Annotated in this window: 11 protein-coding genes; 3 read left to right on the forward strand and 8 right to left on the reverse strand. The window is 70.4% G+C overall.

Translation table 11 applies throughout. The features are described from left to right. Positions 1 to 2: 2 nt before the first annotated feature. From ACWFRJ_RS12565 to ACWFRJ_RS12575, 3 genes are all read right to left on the reverse strand, one after another. A complete protein-coding gene (locus ACWFRJ_RS12565) occupies positions 3 to 1,355 on the reverse strand; it encodes a M20/M25/M40 family metallo-hydrolase (protein WP_453528086.1) in 1,353 nt (450 codons plus the stop codon). Continuing rightward, positions 1,348 to 2,181 (reverse strand): M55 family metallopeptidase, encoded by an 834-nt coding sequence (locus ACWFRJ_RS12570; protein ID WP_453528089.1) that lies wholly within the window; start codon positions 2,179 to 2,181, stop codon positions 1,348 to 1,350. The genes ACWFRJ_RS12565 and ACWFRJ_RS12570 overlap by 8 nt, the downstream gene beginning before the upstream one ends. Positions 2,182 to 2,418: 237 nt before the next feature. Beyond that, positions 2,419 to 3,801: an MFS transporter gene (locus ACWFRJ_RS12575; protein ID WP_453529604.1), complete on the reverse strand. Its 1,383-nt coding sequence runs from the start codon at positions 3,799 to 3,801 to the stop codon at positions 2,419 to 2,421. 191 nt (positions 3,802 to 3,992) lie between these two features. Here ACWFRJ_RS12575 and ACWFRJ_RS12580 point away from each other — a divergent pair, with 191 nt between their 5' ends. After that, on the forward strand, positions 3,993 to 4,934 hold the full coding sequence (locus tag ACWFRJ_RS12580; RefSeq protein ID WP_453528092.1) for a LysR family transcriptional regulator: 942 nt from the start codon (positions 3,993 to 3,995) through the stop codon (positions 4,932 to 4,934). 45 nt (positions 4,935 to 4,979) lie between these two features. On the opposite strand, the gene ACWFRJ_RS12585 is transcribed toward ACWFRJ_RS12580, so the two are convergent. The 4 genes from ACWFRJ_RS12585 to ACWFRJ_RS12600 form a co-directional block, all read right to left on the reverse strand. After that, complete coding sequence (locus tag ACWFRJ_RS12585) at positions 4,980 to 5,705, reverse strand: class I SAM-dependent methyltransferase (protein ID WP_453528095.1); 726 nt, start codon at positions 5,703 to 5,705, stop codon at positions 4,980 to 4,982. Between the two features lie 146 nt (positions 5,706 to 5,851). Further along, on the reverse strand, positions 5,852 to 8,323 hold the full coding sequence (locus tag ACWFRJ_RS12590; RefSeq protein WP_453528098.1) for an ATP-binding SpoIIE family protein phosphatase: 2,472 nt from the start codon (positions 8,321 to 8,323) through the stop codon (positions 5,852 to 5,854). Positions 8,324 to 8,430: 107 nt separating this feature from the next. Beyond that, a complete protein-coding gene (locus ACWFRJ_RS12595; RefSeq protein WP_453528101.1) occupies positions 8,431 to 10,845 on the reverse strand; it encodes an MFS transporter in 2,415 nt (804 codons plus the stop codon). A gap of 204 nt (positions 10,846 to 11,049) precedes the next feature. Continuing rightward, positions 11,050 to 11,493: an SRPBCC family protein gene (locus tag ACWFRJ_RS12600; protein ID WP_453528104.1), complete on the reverse strand. Its 444-nt coding sequence runs from the start codon at positions 11,491 to 11,493 to the stop codon at positions 11,050 to 11,052. A 191-nt stretch (positions 11,494 to 11,684) separates the two neighbouring features. On the opposite strand from ACWFRJ_RS12600, the gene ACWFRJ_RS12605 reads away from it, so the two are divergent. Next, positions 11,685 to 12,737 (forward strand): Rv2578c family radical SAM protein, encoded by a 1,053-nt coding sequence (locus tag ACWFRJ_RS12605; protein ID WP_453528107.1) that lies wholly within the window; start codon positions 11,685 to 11,687, stop codon positions 12,735 to 12,737. 14 nt (positions 12,738 to 12,751) lie between these two features. Further along, positions 12,752 to 13,144 carry a RidA family protein gene (locus ACWFRJ_RS12610; RefSeq protein WP_453528110.1) on the forward strand — a complete coding sequence of 131 codons (393 nt, stop codon included), beginning with the start codon at positions 12,752 to 12,754 and terminating at the stop codon, positions 13,142 to 13,144. A 36-nt stretch (positions 13,145 to 13,180) separates the two neighbouring features. Here ACWFRJ_RS12610 and ACWFRJ_RS12615 read toward each other — a convergent pair whose 3' ends face one another. Next, positions 13,181 to 13,750, reverse strand: coding sequence for an adenylosuccinate lyase (locus tag ACWFRJ_RS12615; protein ID WP_383270603.1), 570 nt, complete (start codon positions 13,748 to 13,750; stop codon positions 13,181 to 13,183). Positions 13,751 to 13,799 lie beyond the last annotated feature (49 nt).

Below are 13,799 nucleotides of genomic sequence, written 5' to 3' on the forward strand. Positions count from 1 at the left end.
CCCTAGGCCGTTCTCAGATAGCGGTCGAGGACGCGGACGCCGAAGTGCAGCGCGTCGACCGGCACACGTTCGTCGACTCCGTGGAAGAGCGCTTGGTAGTCGAAGCCCTCCGGTGTCCTCAGTGGCGAGAAGCCGTAGCCGGTGATGCCGAGTCGCGAGAACTGCTTGGCGTCCGTACCGCCGGACATGCAGTACGGAACGACATGTCCCTCGGGCGCGAACTCCTCGACGGCTGCTCGCATCTTCGCGTACGTCGACGAGTTGACCGGTGCCTGCAGGGCCACCTCGCGGTGGTGGAACTCCCAGTCGACGTCCGGTCCGGTGAGCCGGTCAAGGGTGGCGGCGAACTCTTCCTCGCCGCCGGGCAGAAAGCGGCCGTCCACGTAGGCGGCGGCCTCTCCGGGGATCACGTTGACCTTGTAACCGGCCTGCAGCATCGTCGGGTTGGCGCTGCCCCGGACGGTGGGCGCGACGAGGTCGGCGGCCGGGCCGAGCTTCTCCAGGAGCGCGTCCACGTCGAACCCGGGCACCTCCAGGTCGGCCTGCTGTCCGTACAGCGCGGCCAGTTCGGTCAGGGCGGCCCGGACCGTCGGAGTGAGCCGCACAGGCCAGCGGTGGTCCCCGATACGGGCGATCGCGGCCGCCAGCTTGCTCACGGCGTTGTCGGGGTTCACCTTCGAGCCGTGGCCCGCCTTGCCGCGCGCGGTCAGCTTGAGCCAGCCGGTGCCGCGCTCCCCCGCGGCGATGGCGTAGAGCTGATTGCCGCGCCCGTCGTGGAAGGTGAAGGCACCGGACTCGCTGATGCCTTCCGTGCATCCCTCGAAGAGGGACGCGTGCTGATCGGCGAGGAACCCGGATCCGTCCTCGGCGCTCGCCTCCTCGTCGGCGGTGAACGCGATCACGATGTCCCGCCGGGGGCGCACGCCCGCGCGCGCCCAGCCGCGCACCACGGACAGGATCATCGCGTCCATGTTCTTCATGTCGATGGCACCACGGCCCCATACGACGCCGTCGCGGATCTCCCCGGAGAACGGGTCCACGCTCCAGTCGGCGGCCTCGGCGGGCACGACGTCCAGATGGCCGTGCACGAGCAGCGCGTCGGCCGAGGGGTCCGTGCCCTCGATGCGCGCGACGACGTTCGTACGCCCCGGTGTGCGCTCCAGGAGCCGTGGTTCGAGTCCGGCTCCGGCGAGGCACTCGGCGACGTACTCGGCGGCGGGCCGCTCACGGCAGTCGCCGCCACCCCGGTTGGTGGTGTCGATGCGGATGAGATCGGAGGTGTACCGGACGACTTCGTCGAGCGCTTGCCCGTCGACGTGTCCGGTGGCCTGATGCCCCGGCTGCTCCTCAGCCATACTGCTCCTCCACAGCCGCAGATGCGATCGTCGTGACCGCCTTGAACGTACGAATACCCTCGTACATGGTGTCGCTGGTGTACGCGATCTTGCGCTCCCCGGTGCGCCGCACGCCCGGCACGACGGTGGACGCCATGGACAGATGCTCGGCGTCGAACTCGAGCTCCACGGTGAACGGACCGCCCCGGACCGGATCGTGTCGCACGGCGAGGGGCGTCGCCTCCTTCGCCGCGGCCCGGATGTCGGATGCGGTCCGACGCGGGGTGCGGCACACGGCCGCGTACCGCGACACGTGGTCCTTGACGGCGACCTTCAGCGCGCCGGGGGCGTAGCCGAGCGCGTCCTCGCAGGCCAGGTCGTCGCCGGTGACGAGAACGACCGGCACCCCGTACTCGGCGACGACGTGGGAGTTGAGCAGTCCTTCGCTCGCCCGGTCGCCGTTGACCCACACGCCGGTGATCGAGTTGGCGAGATAGGTGTGCGCGAGCACACCCTCCATGCCGGCACCCGCGTGGTAGCCGATGAACGCGACGCCGTCCACGTCGTCGTGCTGGACGCCCTCGACCATGGAGAGGGCCTTGTGCCGCCCGGTGAGCATCTCGGCCCGCTCGTCGAGCTCCTCGAGGAGCAGATTGCGCATGGTCCAGTGCGCCTCGTTGATGAGTACCTCGTCGGCGCCGCCGTCGAAGAAGCCGAGCACGGCGGCGTTGACGTCCGAGGTGAACATCGAACGGCACCTCTCCCACTGCGGGGTGCCGGGCAGCACGTCGGCCGGCCAGGTCACGCCCGTGGCGCCCTCCATGTCGGCGCTGATCAGAATTTTCATGACGGTCCGTCTCCTCGCAGGTCAGCGGCGTGCTGTCGGGCCGCTGACAGCAGTTTGCGACACCGTTCGGTCGTGACGGGGATCTTCATGCCTCGAAACCGTACGCGCTGCCCCGCCGACTCGGCCAGGCCTGTGGATATCTATCGGTGGTCCAGACCACTCAACCTCCCTCGCACAGCCTGCGACCAGCCCTTTCCACGGAATCGGATGATCGTAGGAACGACTGACTGCCACGGCTCACGCCGTCGCGGCGCCCGGCCGTGAGCGGAGCCCGGAGGCGCTGATCAGCGCGGCGAGCAGGGCCGCGGCCAGCGGGATCCACAGGGCCGCGCGGTAGCCGTCGAGGAGGGCGGAGGGTGAGTTCGACGTGGTGGCCCAGACGTTGACCGTGGTGACCGTGGAGAGGCCGAGCGCGGCGCCGAACTGGAAGGCGGTGTAGAGCAGCCCGCCTGCCAGGCCCTGCTCCTCCTCCTTGACGCCCTCGGTGGCGACGATGGTGAGCGGTCCGTAGGCAAGGGCGAAGCCGAGGCCGAGGATGATCAGGCTCGGGAACATCGCCAGGTACGTCCAGTCGGCGCCGACCGGCAGGAACAGGGCGTAGGAGAGCGCGGCGAGCAGCAGACCGCCGAAGATCACCCGCGCGTTGCCGAAGCGCTCGACGAGCTTGGGGGTGACGGTGGGCGAGAGGACCGCGTCGACGCCCATGGCGATCATCGCGAAGCTGGTCTGGAGCGTGGACCAGCCCCGCAGCTCCTGGAGGTAGAGGACGACCAGGAACGTGAATCCGAAGAAGCCGCCCGCGAAGAAGAGCCCCGAGAGGTTGGCGCGGACCAGGGCGCCGCTGCGGAAGATCCCCAGGCGGACGAGCGGTGCGGCCGAGCGGCGCTCGACGGCGACGAAGAGGGCGATGAGGGCGAGACCCGCGGCGAGAGTGCCGGTCGTGGCGGCGGCGCTCGCGTGCGACGCGCGCTCCACCCCCAGGACGAGCAGCACGATCGCGGCGGTGACCGTGAGGGCACCCACCAGATCGACGCTCTGCCCGGCGCGGTCGGGGCGCGGCGACCTGGGGACGAAGGCGAGTGCGGCGACGAGGATCAGGGCGGAGAGCACCACCGGCACGAAGAAGACCCAGCGCCACCCGAGCGCGGTGAGCAGCCCGCCGACGACCAGGCCGATCGAGAAGCCGCCCGCGGCGGTGCCGGAGTAGAAGAGCAGTGCCTTGTTGCGGCGCGGTCCCTCCGCGAAGCCCGTGGTGATGATGGAGAGGCCCGCCGGAGTCATGAAGGCCGCGGCGACACCGGTCACGAAGCGCGCGACGATCAGCATCCAGCCGTCGGTGGCGAAACCGCCGAGCCCGGAGAAGACCAGGAAAACGGAGAGCCAGAGGACGAACATCTGGCGGCGTCCGAAGAGGTCGGCCGCTCGGCCGCCGAGCAGCATGAAGCCGCCGTATCCGAGGACGTAGGCGCTCATGACCCACTGCAGGGACCCGGTGGACAGACCCAGGTCGGCGCGGATGGACGGCAGGGCCACGTTGAGCATGGCCACATCGATGCCCTCGAGGAAGATCGCGCCGCACAGGACGAGCAGGACGCGCCACTCCCGGGGCTCGAAGACCACCGGTGAGGTGCTCGGCACCCCGGCTGATGATTGTGTCTGCGTACTCACGTCAGTTCTCCGCCAATTGACCGCTGATGCGGGGGATTTCCCGGCTCGATCACCATCGATCAGGCGCGGGGACGGAACAACGGCGAAGATCGCAACGTTCGTTCAACCAGGCTTACCGATCCGAGCTGCCTGGGGGGACGTCGATGGAACGCGATGAACTGGAGTGCTTTCTGCTGCTCGCCGAGGAGCTGCACTTCGGCAGGACGGCCGAGCGCATGCGGCTCTCCCGCGCCCGGGTGAGCCAGCTGATCCAGCGCACCGAACGCCGGGTCGGCGCCCCGCTGTTCATCCGCACGAGCCGCCGCGTCGCCCTCACCGCGCTCGGCCGCCAGCTCCGCGCCGACCTTGAACCGCACCACCGGGCCATCGACGCCGCCGTCGAGCGGGCCGCGGCCACCGCGCGCGGCATCGACAGCGTGCTGCACGTCGGCTTCGCCAATCCGCTGGCAGGCGAGATCGTGATGCGGGCGACGGAGGCGCTGCGCGTGAGCCACCCGGGGCTCGCGGTGGAGATCTGCGAGGTGCCGCTAGGTGATCCGTACGGGCCGCTGCGCAAGGGCGAGTTCGACGTGCAGCTCACGGAGTTCCCGGTGCGCGAAGACGACCTCGGCGGGGGCCCGGCGCTGCTCGCGGAGGAGCGGGTCCTCGCGATCGCGTCGGCGCATCCGCTGTCGGCGAGGGACTCGGTGTCGCTCGAGGACCTGGCCGACGTGCCGCTCCTGACGATCGACGGCGAGGTGCCCGACTACTGGCTCGAACACCACGTCCCTTCGCGCACCCCCTCCGGCAGGCCGATCGGCCGCGGTCCGGGGGTGACCAACATGCAGGAGGCGCTGATGCTGGTCGCGGGCGGCAAGGGCGCGTTCCTCGCTCCGGCGCACACCGGGACGTACTTCACCCGGCCAGGTGTCGCGTACGTCCCCTTCGCCGACGCCGAGCCGATCGGGTACGGCCTGGTGTGGCGGGCCGGTCACGGCACGGGGACGATCAAGGCCTTCGCGAGCACCGCCCGCGAGGTGGCCCGTGACGTGGTGCGGGGAGATCCCCGGAGTGTGGTGCCGGGGGGCGTCACGGCGGCGGGCTGACGGCCATGGGCCCTCACCCATCGGGTCAGCCTATGGACCATGAGCTCACCCCGCCCGCCCCACCACCAGCCACTTCGACGGCAGCTCGATCTGCGTGCCGTCAGGGGTGAACTCGGTCGTGATGAGCGGGAGTTCACCCCCTGCCAGCACCGTGAGGCCCGCCGCAGCCACGTACTCCGGCACCGCCGCGTCCGCGACCTCGCCCGGAGCGATGCCGTGCGCGAAGATCGGCGCCAGCTTCGGTGGCGGGCCATCGGGGCTCTGGACGAGGTCCCTCAGTACCGTCCCTGCGGCCTCCGCCAGCTCGACGACGAATGCTCTGCCGCGCTCGCCGGTCAGTGCCGCGATGCCGTCGACGAGCGGCTGGCGGTCGGCGGGATCGCACTGGTGCAGCACCCCGCGCATATAGACGTTCACGTCGCCGAGTTCCGCGTGCAGTTGCTCGGCCTCGGCCCTCTCCACGGCGTCCACCTGCCGGAACTCGACCTGTTCCGCCGGGTCGGCCCGCCGTGCGTGTTCGAGGGCGGCGGCGGACAGGTCGACGCCCAGGACGCGCAGGTAGCGGTGGGCCAGGAAACGGGTCTGGGTGCCGTTGCCGCAGCCGACGTCCACCACGGGGAGTCCCGCGGCCCTCATGTGCGGTTCGAAGAGGGCGAGATGGATGCCGACCGTGAGCGCGGGTTCGGCGTCCCAGAGGACGGCCCCCTCTTCGTCGGGGGCTTCCCGCCAGAACCCCTCCCAGGCCTCCTTGTACCGACTCGTGACGCTCATGCCCAGCTCCCTAGGATGCGACGACGACCGCCGAAGCCGACGGCAAGATCGGTCTACCGCGCCAAGGGTGCACGGACAAGTCACCGGCGCACGCATTCACCGCGCCTTCGATGTGTTCCCGCCGAGCGCGCGCCCCCGAGAGCCCCTCAGACCCTTCCCTTACGCGGCGGCACCAGCTCGAACCAGACCGTCTTGCCTGAGGAGGTGCGGCTGGTCCCCCACTCCTTGGCGAGCGCGCTGACGATCCGAAGGCCGCGTCCGAACTCGTCGCCGGGGCCCGCGCTCAGGAGCGTGGGCAGGGTGTGATCGTCGTCCTCGACCTCGCAGATCAGCGTGGTCCCGGAGCGGACGAGGCGGAGTTCGGCGCGGCGGCCGCGCGAGTGCCGTACGGCATTGGTGACGAGCTCGCTGACCAGGAGCTCCGCCGTCTCGGAGAGGGCCTCGCGGGACCAGGTGATCAGCTGGCCGCGCACCAGGTCGCGGGCCCTGCTCACCTCGCTCGGGTCGAGCGCGAGACGCCAGCTCGCGACGTCCTCGTCCGCGACGCCGTTCAGGCGTGCCATCAGGAGGGCCACGTCGTCCTTGCGTCCGCCGCGCCCCGCGTCAGCAAATGTCACAGCGAGCGCCCTGATGATGGTGTCGCAGGCGTCGTCCATGGAGGCCGCCGGGTGGGCCGCGGACTCGGTGAGGGTGGCGAGGCCGACGCCGATGTCCTCGCCGCGCACTTCGACGAGGCCGTCGGTGCACATCAGGAGCCGGTCGCCGGGCGCCACACGCACGGTGACCGCCTCGAAGGGCACACCGCCGACGCCGATGGGCGCCCCGGTCGGCAGCTCGAGGAGTTCGCTGCGGCCGTCTTCGGCACGGACGAGGACGGGCGGGATGTGTCCCGCGTTGGCGAGGTGCAACTCGCTCGCGATGGGGTCGTAGACCGCGTACAGGCACGTCGCGAGATAGTGCTCGCCGAGCCGCTGTGCCAGGTCGTCGAGGTTGCGCAGGAGCTGCGCGGGCGGCAGGTCGAGGGCGGCCATGGTCTGCACGGCCGTACGCAACTGGCCCATCATCGCGGCCGAGTTGAGCCCGTGGCCCATCACGTCGCCGACGACCAGCGCCGTACGTGACCCGGGGAGCTTCACCGAGTCGAACCAGTCGCCGCCGACCCTGCCGAGGAGCGTGCCCTGCAGATAGCGCGTGGCGATGTCGCAGCCGGTCATGCGCGGCTCGATGTGCGGCAGCATGCTGTCCTGGAGGGTGTCGGCGACGCTCTCCTGGTAGGTGTACATGCGGGCGTTGTCGAGCACGAGGCCCGCGCGGGCCGCCAGTTCGGCACCGGTGACGCGGTCCATGTCGTTGAAGACGGGCCGCTCGCGGTGGCGCAGCAGGATCATGAATCCGAGCACCACATTGCGGGCCTTCAGCGGTACGACGAGCATCGAGCGGTGATTGATGAGCGGGCGGATGTCTCGCTTCTCGAACTGCGAGGCGATCGCGTTGCCCATCTCCTCCGTGATGCGCGGTACGAGGACCGGATCGCCGGAGGTCATGCACTGGAAGAACGGCGTGTGCGAGGGAAAGGGCATGGATTCGCCGACGGGCACGACGTCGTCCCAGCGTCCCGGCTCGTCCGTGTGCTCCACGGCCACGCGGTGCCACATCGTCGTCTCGTCCGGCGGCCCCTCGGGAAACCCCTCCCCCGCGACGACCTGTTCGCGCAGGTACGTGCCCGCCACGTCCGTGAACCGGGGCACGACGGCCCGGCTGACCTCGATGATCGTCCGCGAGAGGTCGAGCGAGGAGCCGATGCGCCCGCTGACCTCGTTCAGGAACTCCAGGCGCTCGCGCACCGCCGCGTACTCGAGGTCCTCGCTCTCCTCGGGCGTTGCGGGCTCCGGGGAAACACCGTCGGTAGTCGCCCGCAGGGCGCGCAGCCTGCGCGCCCTGCGTTCGGCGCGCCGGGGCACGCCCCAGTCCGGGGTGACGGGCACACGGTCCTGCTTGCTGAACTCCAGAACGGGATAGCCCAGTTCGAGGATCTGCGCCACGATGCGGGAGCTCTCGCCCACGCTCATGCTGGGCAGGATCTCGGGAAGGCGGCGTGCCAGGTCGTCCGCTCCGGGGAAGTCCGTGTGCAGGGCGAACCCGGGTGCTATGCGCTCCACTTGGCCCGGGTCGCGGCCCTCCTCGTCGGCGAGGCGGTCGGCGTCGGCCGCGAGCACGAGCAGCCGCTCGGGTCCGGGGCCGACGAGCGGATACGCCCACCACAGGACGTCCACGCGGCGGAGTTCACCATCGGGCGCGGAGCGAGAGCCGGGCACGGAGAGCCGCGCGCGCCCTGCCGCGGGGTACGAGATGCGTCCGTCGAGGGAGGTCTCCAGGTCCGGCCCCAGACCGTCGTACACACCGAAGTTCGCGTGCCCCTCCGATATCGCGCCGGACACCGGAAGCAGGTCGCCCGCCGGGCTGCCGACGGCTTCCTCCCTGGAGTACCCGAACAGCCTGCGCGCGCCGGTGCTCCAGTGCGAGACGGCGCCGGCGCCGTCGACGACGACCACGGCGAGGGGGATCCGGCCGACCGTGGCAGGCTGCGCCACCGGCCCGTCCGGGGTGCCAGGTTCCATGGCCAACGCTCCTTCCGGCGGCACCGCGAAGGCGTGCGCCGCCCCGACCACCGTACGACCGGCGCAGGTTGCCGTGCGGTGCAATAGGGGAATTGGGCGGCCTGGGCCTAGTCCTCGTGTCCCAGCTGGAGGTCCCGCTCCGTACGCCCGCCGCCCGCGACCTGGAGCACGGTGGCCACCGGGGGGTAGCCCGCGGCGATGACCGTGTACTCGCCGGACGACAGATCGATGAACCGGAACGTGCCGTCCTCCCGGGTCGTGAGGGTGTCCACGACATTGCCCGCGGCGTCGAGCAGCGTCACGCGCGCGTCCTCCACCGGCCGCCCGCCGCTGGCCCGCACGGTCCCGCGCAGGACGGCGCCGCCCGCGAGCTCGACGTCCTGGCGGGTCTCGCGGGAGGCCTGCACGGTGACGGGCATGGCCGCGGGGCGGAAGGCGGGTGCGCTGGCGGCCAGGGTGTACTCGCCCGCCACCAGCTCCGTGATGACGTAGCCGCCCTCGCGCCCGCTGCGCGTACTGGAGACGACCTCTCCGCGTACGTCGGTGAGGGTCACCGCGGCGTCCCTGACCGGGGTTCCGTCGGCGGTGACCACGCTGCCTGCCAGGCGTCCCGCGCCGCCGAGCACCACGTCGAGCTCCACGGGGCGCTCTCCGACGGTCACGGTGACCGCCTGCGGCTGGTGGCCGCCCGCTGCCGCGATCAGGACGTACGACCCGGAGCCCGGCGTGGAGAGCGCGTACCGCCCGTCCTCACCGCTCGCGCCACGGCCGATCTGCTGCCCCCCGACGTCGATGAGGGTCAGGGCGGCACGGGGCACCACGGTGCCGTCCGGGTGCTGCACGGTGCCGCAGACGGGCACTCCTGCGGCGTACGAAGAGGCGCGGGCCTGGGGAAGGGGCGTGGTTTCTGTCGAGGGGGCGTCCGGGGACGCTGCTGCGCTGGACAGGGGAGTCTCCTTGAGGAAGAAGGTGATCAGCATGCCGAGGACGAGCACCGGCACCAGATAGAGGAAGATCCGCGGCATCGCGTCGGCGTACGCCTGGATGTAGCCGTCGCGCAGCGGGGCGGGCATCGCGTGGACGAGCTGCGGGGTGATGGCCTCGGGGTCCGCGAGGCCCGCGCCTGCCGGAACGCGGTCGGCGAGCGAGTCCGCGAGACGGTCGGCGAAGAGCGTGCCGAAGATCGCGGCGCCGACGCTGCCGCCGATCTGCCGGAAGTAGTTGTTGGCGCTGGTGGCCGTGCCGAGGTCGGCGGGGCGCACCGCGTTCTGCACGGCGAGGATGAGCACCGGCATCACGAGGCCGACTCCCGCGCCCAGTACGGCCATCCAGATGCTGTAGTGCAGCCGGGGCGTGTCGACTTCGAGGCGCGAGAGCAGCCACATGCCGATGACGGACAGGATGCCGCCGATGACCGGGTAGATCTTGTAGCGCCCGGTGTGGCTGATGAGCTGTCCGGAGAGGATCGAGGCGCCGACGACGCCGCCCATCATCGGCAGCATGAGCAGTCCGGACTCGGTGGCGCTCGCGCCGTCGACCATCTGCAGGAACGTCGGCAGATAACTGGCCGCTCCGAAGAGGGCCACGCCGACCACCATGCCCACCAGGCCGGTGATGTTGAAGACCGAATCGCGGAACAGGCGCAGCGGGATGATCGGTTCTGCGGCGAAGCGTTCGGCGACCGCGAAGAGCACGACCGAGGCGAACGCCCCGGCGGCGAGACCCAGGATGACGCGCGAGCCCCACTCGTACTCGGTGCCGCCCCAACTGGTCAGAAGCACCAGGCAGGTGGAGGCCGAGGCGAGCAACAGCGCGCCGGTCACGTCGAGTCGGGCCTTCCTCGTGCGCTTGGGAAGCTTCAGTACGAAGCTGACGACAGCGAGGGTAACGAGCCCGAAGGGTACGTTGAAGTAGAAGCACCAGCGCCAGGTGACATGGTCGGTGAAGAACCCGCCGAGCAGCGGTCCCGCGACCGACGCGAGGCCGAACGCGGCGCCGATGAGGCCCATGTAACGGCCGCGTTCCCGGGGCGGCACGATGTCCGCGATGATCGCCTGTACGCCGATCATGAGGCCGCCCGCGCCGATGCCCTGGATGGCGCGGAAGGCGATGAGCTGGTCCATCGTCCGGGACCAACCGGCGAGCGCGGAGCCGATGATGAAGATGACGATCGCGAACTGGAAGACGCCCTTACGTCCGAAGAGGTCCCCGAGCTTGCCGTAGATGGGCAGCCCGATCGTGGACGTGAGGAGATAGGCGGTGATCGCCCAGGACATCCTGTCCAGGCCGTGCAGCTCGCCGACGATCTTCGGGAGCGCGGTGGCGACGATCATCTGCTCTAGGGCGGCGAGCAGCAGGGCGAGCATGAGCCCGACGAAGACCATGCGGACGCGGGCCGGGCTGAGCCCCTCCGTCGCCGACACGTGTTCCTGGGGCGGTGGCGCCTCCTGAGGGTCCTCGGGCGCCACGACTGCCGCCGGGTCCTCCCGTTCGGCGCCCTTCACCAGCGTCGTGCCACCCACGTCCTGCTCCCCTCGTCGCGCCTGCGCCGCACATTTCTCGCATTACGCGATAACTACGAGCAAGCGCGACGAGTCGCCCTCATATGGGGTCCGGCGGACGTAAGTGCCGGTGGGAGCCCTACGGCGTACAAGTGGCCCGAACAGAAAACCACTCGAAACGGTGAGCGTGACAACAACCCTGATGGGCTACCGGAGTTGGGAGTCCTACTTCTCGACGTGGGAGGCGAGCTTGCCGAGCACCTCGTCGTAGATCCGCCCGAGCCCCTTGGGGGCGAAGGTCTTCTCGAAGAAGCCGCCGATGCCGCCCGCGCCGTTCCACACGGTGGAGACGACCACGCGCGCCTTGCCCTCGCCCGCCGGGGTCACGGTCCAGGTGGTGACCATGGAGGAGTTGCGGTCCTTCTCGACGAGCTGCCCGTCTGTCGGCTCGGAGACCTCGAGGAGGCAGTCCCTGATCCGCTTGCTGGTCGCCTGGAGCTTCCAGTGGACGAGCGTCCCGTCGCCGTCGCCGCCCTCACGCACCTCGAACTCGCTGAAGTGCTCCGACAGGATCTTCGGGCGCGTGTCCGCGTAGTCGGCGAGTGCGTCGAAGACGTCCTCCGGCCGCGCCGCGATGATCCGCTCCGTGGTCGCCTCGACCTGCGCCATGGCACTTCCTCCAGCACTCGGTTATTCGGGGGTGGTACTCGGGGGGTGGTTCACGGAGAGCCAACCACCCTGCGTACCGGCCTCTCAAATCGGGGTCGCCTCTAGATCACATCGGGCTGATCGAGGTATCGGGTCGCATGATCAAGGGAACGTATGTTCTATTCTGTGGTCAGTGCTACCGAGGAGGCGTCATGCGCTGGGAGAACCTCACCGACGGCCCGTCACGGGGTGCCGCGGATGCCGCGCTGTTCGGCGCGGACGCGGTCACCACGAGGACCTTCAACACACCTGAGTTCGCTGGAATCACGTTCCACGAGATCCGGGCAAGAACGATCGTGAACCGGGTGCCCGGGGCGTCCCGCATGCCCTTCGAGTGGACGGTCAATCCGTATCGTGGCTGCTCACACGCGTGCGTCTACTGTTTCGCGCGCAAGACGCACAGCTATCTGGACCTCGACACGGGGCTCGGCTTCGACAGCCAGATCGTGGTCAAGGTCAACGCCCCCGACCTGCTGCGCCGCCAGCTCGCCTCGCCCCGCTGGCACGGCGAGCACATCGCGATGGGCACGAACGTCGACTGCTACCAGCGGGCCGAGGGGCGCTACGGCCTCATGCCGGGGATCATCGCCGCCCTGCGCGATCACGCGAACCCCTTCTCCATCCTCACGAAGGGCACGCTGATCCTGCGCGACCTCGATCTGCTGCGGCAGGCCGCCGCCGTCACCGACGTCGGGATCTCCGTGTCCGTCGGTTTCGTCGACCGGGAGCTGTGGCGCACCGTCGAGCCGGGCACGCCCGCTCCGGAGCGGCGCCTCGAAGTCGTACGGACGCTGACCGATCACGGGATCGGGTGCGGGGTGCTCATGGCGCCCGTGATCCCGTTCCTCGGGGACAGGCCCGAACAGCTGCGGGCGACCGTGCGGGCCATCGCCGCCTCGGGGGCCACTTCGGTGACGCCGCTCGTGCTGCACCTGCGGCCAGGAGCACGCGAGTGGTTCATGACGTGGCTCGAGCAGCACCACCCGTATCTCGTACGGCGCTACGAGCGGCTGTACGCGGAAGGCGCCTACGCACCCAAGTGGTACCAGCGCCGGATCACCCGCCAAGTGCACGAGCTGGCCGAGGAGTTCGGCATCGGACCCACGCGCGCAGACGCCGCTCGCCGCATCCGCGCGCCTCAGGAGCCCGAGACCGTACCCGCCTCACCCGCTGCACCCGGCGGCACCCAGCTCACCCTGCTCTGATCCAGGATGGACTCATGAACAGACTGACCCACATCAACGCCCCCGAGGGCGTCTTCCCCGCCACCGCGTACACGCACGTCGTCATGGGCACAGGACGCTTCGTCGCGATATCCGGGCAGCTCCCGCTCGACCAGGAAGGGGAGTTGGTCGGCGAGGGCGATCCGGCCGCCCAGGCGCGGCAGGTCTTCGACAATCTGCGGCGCTGCCTGCTTGCCGCGGGCGGCGGCTTCGGTGACATCGTGAAACTGACCTACTACGTCACGGACATGGCGCACATGCCGGCGATCCGGGCCGCACGGGACGTCCACATGGACCCGGCACGACTCCCGGCATCCTCCGCCGTGCAGGTCGCCGGGCTCGTCTCGCCTCAGTTCATGATGGAGATCGAGGCGTACGCCGTCCTGTAACCCCCGCCCGACCAGCCAGCCAACCCGCGCGACCAGCTACCCGGGCAGACGCGCCAGAGCCGCGGACGCCGCCGCCGCGAGCCGCGGAAAGCCGCACGCCTGCGTCAGGACGGGCCGGGCCCGCGGGTCCCCGAGCGCCCCCAGACCCTCGACGCACGCCAGCGCGATCTTCCCGTACGGATCCGCCGGGGCGAGCCTGCGCCCCAGCGTGGTGATGAGGGCGGGCGCCGACTCGGGGGCACGCAGCTCGGTGAGCAGACGCACCGGGTACAAGGCGTAGGCGATGCGCAGCTCATTGGTGGCCAGGGCCGCTGCCGCCCGCGCCGTACGCGGGTCGCGCAGTCTGGCCAGGGCGTACGCTGCGGCCGCGCACCGAGAGGGGTCCCGGTGGTTGAGGAGCAGCACCAAAGACTCGAAGGCCCGGCGGTCACCGGCCATACCGAGCCGGACCGCCGCCAGTTCTCGCGCCCACAACGGCTGGCCCGCCCCGACGAGCGCCTCCGCGAGTTCCTCCACATCGCCGGTCGCGACCAGCCTCTCGTAACTCTCCGAGACCCCCGCCTCGCGGCGTAAGCGTTCCGTCACCGTGCGCAACTCCACGTCCATGACGGGAGCCTATCCGCGATGCAGATCACAAACCCTGAGGACTGGCGCG

The organism is Streptomyces sp. NPDC055239, from assembly GCF_053606205.1.

Coding starts and splice junctions, on each gene's coding strand:
- ACWFRJ_RS12605 (WP_453528107.1), top strand. CDS start 11,685: ATGCGCTGGGAGAACCTCACCGACGGCCCGTCACGGGGTGCCGCGGAT.
- ACWFRJ_RS12565 (WP_453528086.1), bottom strand. CDS start 1,355: ATGGCTGAGGAGCAGCCGGGGCATCAGGCCACCGGACACGTCGACGGG.
- ACWFRJ_RS12615 (WP_383270603.1), bottom strand. CDS start 13,750: ATGGACGTGGAGTTGCGCACGGTGACGGAACGCTTACGCCGCGAGGCG.
- ACWFRJ_RS12585 (WP_453528095.1), bottom strand. CDS start 5,705: ATGAGCGTCACGAGTCGGTACAAGGAGGCCTGGGAGGGGTTCTGGCGG.
- ACWFRJ_RS12570 (WP_453528089.1), bottom strand. CDS start 2,181: ATGAAAATTCTGATCAGCGCCGACATGGAGGGCGCCACGGGCGTGACC.
- ACWFRJ_RS12610 (WP_453528110.1), top strand. CDS start 12,752: ATGAACAGACTGACCCACATCAACGCCCCCGAGGGCGTCTTCCCCGCC.
- ACWFRJ_RS12580 (WP_453528092.1), top strand. CDS start 3,993: ATGGAACGCGATGAACTGGAGTGCTTTCTGCTGCTCGCCGAGGAGCTG.
- ACWFRJ_RS12600 (WP_453528104.1), bottom strand. CDS start 11,493: ATGGCGCAGGTCGAGGCGACCACGGAGCGGATCATCGCGGCGCGGCCG.
- ACWFRJ_RS12590 (WP_453528098.1), bottom strand. CDS start 8,323: ATGGAACCTGGCACCCCGGACGGGCCGGTGGCGCAGCCTGCCACGGTC.